General features: G+C 69.5%; 3 protein-coding genes. All 3 read left to right on the forward strand.

Annotation, left to right across the window (positions count from 1 at the left end; translation table 11 throughout):
* Positions 1-1,717, forward strand: a 1,717-nt coding sequence (locus DD1DGNOD_RS18025) for a protein kinase domain-containing protein (RefSeq protein WP_131770680.1), incomplete at its 5' end; no start/stop codon positions are given.
* Between the two features lie 243 nt (positions 1,718-1,960).
* Positions 1,961-3,466: a hypothetical protein gene (locus DD1DGNOD_RS18030; protein WP_131770677.1), complete on the forward strand. Its 1,506-nt coding sequence runs from the start codon at positions 1,961-1,963 to the stop codon at positions 3,464-3,466.
* A partial coding sequence (locus tag DD1DGNOD_RS29760) for a transporter substrate-binding domain-containing protein (RefSeq protein WP_241255818.1) occupies positions 3,463-4,244 on the forward strand: 782 nt, incomplete at its 3' end. The genes DD1DGNOD_RS18030 and DD1DGNOD_RS29760, both read left to right, overlap by 4 nt.

The following is a 4,244-nucleotide window of genomic DNA, read 5'->3' on the forward strand; positions in this document are numbered from 1 at the left end:
GCGACAGATCGGGCCGTACCGCTTACAGAGCCGGATCGGCGCCGGCGGCATGGGCACCGTCTACCTCGGGTTCAGCAAGGACGATCATCCGGCGGCGGTCAAGGTGCCCTCGCCCGGTCTCGCCGACGACCCGGAGTTCCGCAGCCGCTTCCGCACCGAGGTGGCCGCCGCCCGGCGGGTGCGCGGCGGAAGCGTGGCCGCCGTCCTCGACGCCGACCTCGACGGCCCGCGACCGTGGATGGCGACCGAATACGTCGAGGGTCGCAGCCTGACCGACGCGGTGGCCCAGCGCGGACCCTTCACCGGGCACCTGCTCGACGGACTGGCGGTCGGGCTCGCCGACGCCCTGGTCGCGATACACGCCGCCGGTGTGGTCCACCGCGATCTCAAGCCGTCCAACATCCTGGTCACCTGGGAGGGCCCGAAGGTCATCGACTTCGGGATCGCGCGAGCGGCCGACTCGACCAACCACACCCGCACCGGCACCCTGATCGGCACCCTGGTCTGGATGGCCCCCGAGCAGCTGCGGGGCGAGCGTGCTGGTCCTGGCGCCGACATCTTCGCCTGGGGCGCCTGCATGGCGTTCGCCGCCACCGGCCGCCAGCCGTTTGCCGGCGAACGGCCCGAGGCGGTCGCCGTACAGATCATGACCGCCGAGCCCGACCTGGCCGGCGTCCCCGCACACCTCGCCCCGGTGCTGGCAACCGCGCTCGACAAGGACCCGGCGCGGCGTCCGACCGCCGCGCACCTCGTCGCGCGGCTTGTCGGGCACGACGTCGCCGACGCGGGCGAATCCGTCCGGGCGGCCGAAACCGCCCTGGCCCAGTGGTGGTCGCTGACGCCCCCGCCCACCGCAGCTCGATCCGCGCCACAATCCGTATCCGGGCCGTCGGTCCACGCCCATCAGCCGTCCTACCAGCAGGTGCCACCCGAACGCTGGCAGGCGGAGTCCTACCAACCGCAGTGGGACCAGACGCCGGCTACCCGCCGCCCCGCCCAGTACCACGGCCCCGCACAGGCGCACAGCCCTGCGCCGACCGGCCCGGCACGGCCCCGCCGGCGCGGCTGGCTCGCCACGGTGGTGGTGGCGCTGCTGGCAATAGCCGCCCTCGGTGGCGTGGCCACCGCCCTGACGCTGCGCGAGCGGGACTCCCGACTCACCGCGCAGGACAGCGCGGCGGCACCGTCGTACCAGCAGACCGCCAGCCCGGGCAGGACACCAGCTACCCACCGCAACCCCACGACAGGGCCGAGCACCGTCCGGACCACCACCCCCACGCCCCGGGTCTCGCGCACCGGCACGCCGACACCGAGCACGACGCCTGGGCACCTCACCCTTGCCGAGGCGTCGAACACGCTCAACGAGCGCGGCTTCACCGTGACCGACAGTTCCGGCTTCGCGCGGGGGCGGACCCTCAACGTCCTCATCGGGCGGAAAGCGGACTCCCCGAACGTCCCCCAGCAGTTCGGGTTCTTCTTCGTCGGCACCGAGATGATCGGCAAGGATTTCGTCGAACCGAGCGCCGGCATCAGCGTCGCGGCCGCGCGGGAAACGTCCGTCGTGCTGCGCTACGACCTGTACGAACCCTCGGACAAGGTGTGCTGCCCATCCGGGGGAAATGCCGACGTGACGTTCCGCTGGGACGGGACAAAGCTGAACGTGGATCCCTCGACGATCCCACCGAGCGACCCGGCCGCCCACGGCAGCCGCCGCTGATCAGACGTTTCTCTCCGCTGGTGCACGGCTGTCCACTGATGCGTGGCTGTCGGCCAGTGCGCGCCGCGCGTGCCGGTCACCACGTCCGCCGTCGAGCTGCCCGTGCCCGGGAAGAAACGGGAAACGGAAACAGCCGGGTGCGGCTCGCCCCGACAATTCTCCTATCATGTCGGCCATGACGGGTATCTCCGCATGGTCGGCACAGGACGTTCGGATGACGGCCGCCGGCCAGTGGCCGAAGCAGTGAGCAGCAGCACCGAGAAGCGGCCGACTTTTGTCCCGTCGTTCGCTTCCCCCGCGCCCTCCGGGACATCCCCGGATCGCGGGACGGCACCCTCGGCGGGTTTTGTGGCCGCGGCGCGCGCGTGGGCGGATACACCGCGGCGGCTCGTGTGCGCCGCCGCGGCGGTCACCCTCATACTCGTTGCGTCGACCCTGCTTCTCCTGTTTCTGATCGCCTCCCGTATCGACGCCATGCGGAATGCCAGGGATCAGGCGGGTGCGTTCGTCGTCGGGGCCCAGCAGGTGCGGGCAGCCCTGTCGAAGGCCGACGCCGCCGCGGCGTCACTGGTGTTCGAGCACGTGGAGCTCGACAAAGGCGGTCGGCAGGAAGCGGCGGCCCGGCAGACCTATGCTGACGAGGCCAGAACGCAGGACGACGTCGACGACAACCTTGCTGCGGCCGTCGAGGGAGTGCTGAGACTGCGGCAGTTGAACCCCACGGCGTGTCCGCCGCGGGCCGCGGGACCGACCGCCCCCGCGTGCGCGGGAAACCTCCTCGACGATCTGGGGCGGCAGACACCCGTGTACGCCGGCATGGTGGAGCGCGCACGGGCGAACAACCGGGTCGGAAACGCTGTCGGTGAAGCGTACCTGCGCAGGGCGTCGGAATTGATGCGGACCGAAATGATCCCTGTTACGGACAGGCTTGTCGCCCTCGGTGCCGGCGAACTCGACAGGGCGTTCCGGCAGGCCACGCGCGGGCTCGGCGAACTCGGCGTCACGGTCGTGCTCTGCCTGTCCGGCCTCATCCTGGTCGTTTTACAGGTCGCCCTCGCCCGGTTCACCCACCGGGTCTTCAACCTCTGGCTCATCACCGGAAGTCTGCTCCTGGTCGTCGTCGCGGTGTGGACCGCCTGGGCCTTCTCCGCCCAGCAATCCCGTCTCGTCCGGGCCCGGGACAGCGGATATGACGTCATGACCATGCTGGCCCAGTCCAGGGTGCTCGCGCTACAGGCCCGCGCCGACGAGAACCTGGCGCTGGTCTCCCTCGGAAACGGGCGGGCCTATGACGAGGGGTTCGACCAGGCGGTGAACGCCCTCGGGTACGATTCCGCGGGCAATCCCCGCAGCCCCCGTCCGGGAAAAAGCCGGGGATCCCTGACAACGTCACTCGACCGGCTCGCACCGGGAGACGTCCCGCCGGCCCTGACCGACGACCTGCGGACGTGGTTGAATACCCGATCGAAAGTCGTCGAACTCCTCAGGAAACCGTCGGAGCCGGGCGGGCAGGACTCCTTCACCGAGGCGACGCGCCTGACGGTCGGGCCGGAGGCCGATGCATTCGACCGGTTCGACGGAAAGTTGGCCGAACTCCTGGAAAAGAGACAGAGTCACTTCGAAAGCGGGATGTCTGCGTCCCTGTCGCCGTTGAACAGATTCAAATGGTTCGCCTTCTGCATCATGCTCTTAAGTACTACATTCAGCCTGGCCGGTCTTTGGCGGCTGTACAGGGAGTACCAGCCATGAACGCGCGGATCCGCCGGCGCCGCGGGGCCGCGTGTCGCTGGGTCGCGGCGGTCCTTCTCGGCATCACGGTGGCGATGACAGGCTGCGCCACCACGGGCAGCCCCCTTCCCCCGGAGGCGAAACCGCTTTCCAACGGTACGTCGCAGCCGTCCGCCGTACCCGGTGCCATGACGGCGCCCTCGCCCTCCAGGACCACCCCGACCCCCATACGCACAGTCGCACCGGGCACCTGCGCGGACGGCCAGCCGGTCCGGGCGAGCGTCGACCCGGCCAACCCAATGCCCGCTCCCGGGCAGATGCCACCCGGTTCGGCGATGGCGGCGATCCTCGACCGAGGATATCTGCGGGTCGGGATCACCACGGACTCTCCGCCCTTCGGTTCCATGAACTGGCGGAAGCTCGAGCTCGAGGGCTTCGACGTCGACATCGCCAAGGAGATCACAAAGACGCTCTTCGGGACCACGGACGGCCGGATCCGATTCCAGGCTGTGACGACCGACGAGCGTATCAACACAATCAGCCGCGGTGACGTGGACATCATCGTGGCGACAATGACGATCACATGTGAGCGCAAGCAGAAGCTACGGTTCTCCGGCGTCTACTACGAGTCGGGGTTGCGTCTGCTTGTCAGGAGGAACGCGGGTTTCACGCGCATCGAGGACCTCGTCGGTTTCCGCGTGTGCTCCACGACCGGAAGCACGTCCCTGGCAAAACTGAAGAACCTGCCCCAACCCGCTCCGGCCCTGGTCGCCCTGGAACGCGCCGCCAACTGCCTCGT

This window comes from Candidatus Protofrankia californiensis (genome assembly GCF_900634765.1).
GTDB lineage: Bacteria > Actinomycetota > Actinomycetes > Frankiales > Frankiaceae > Protofrankia > Protofrankia californiensis.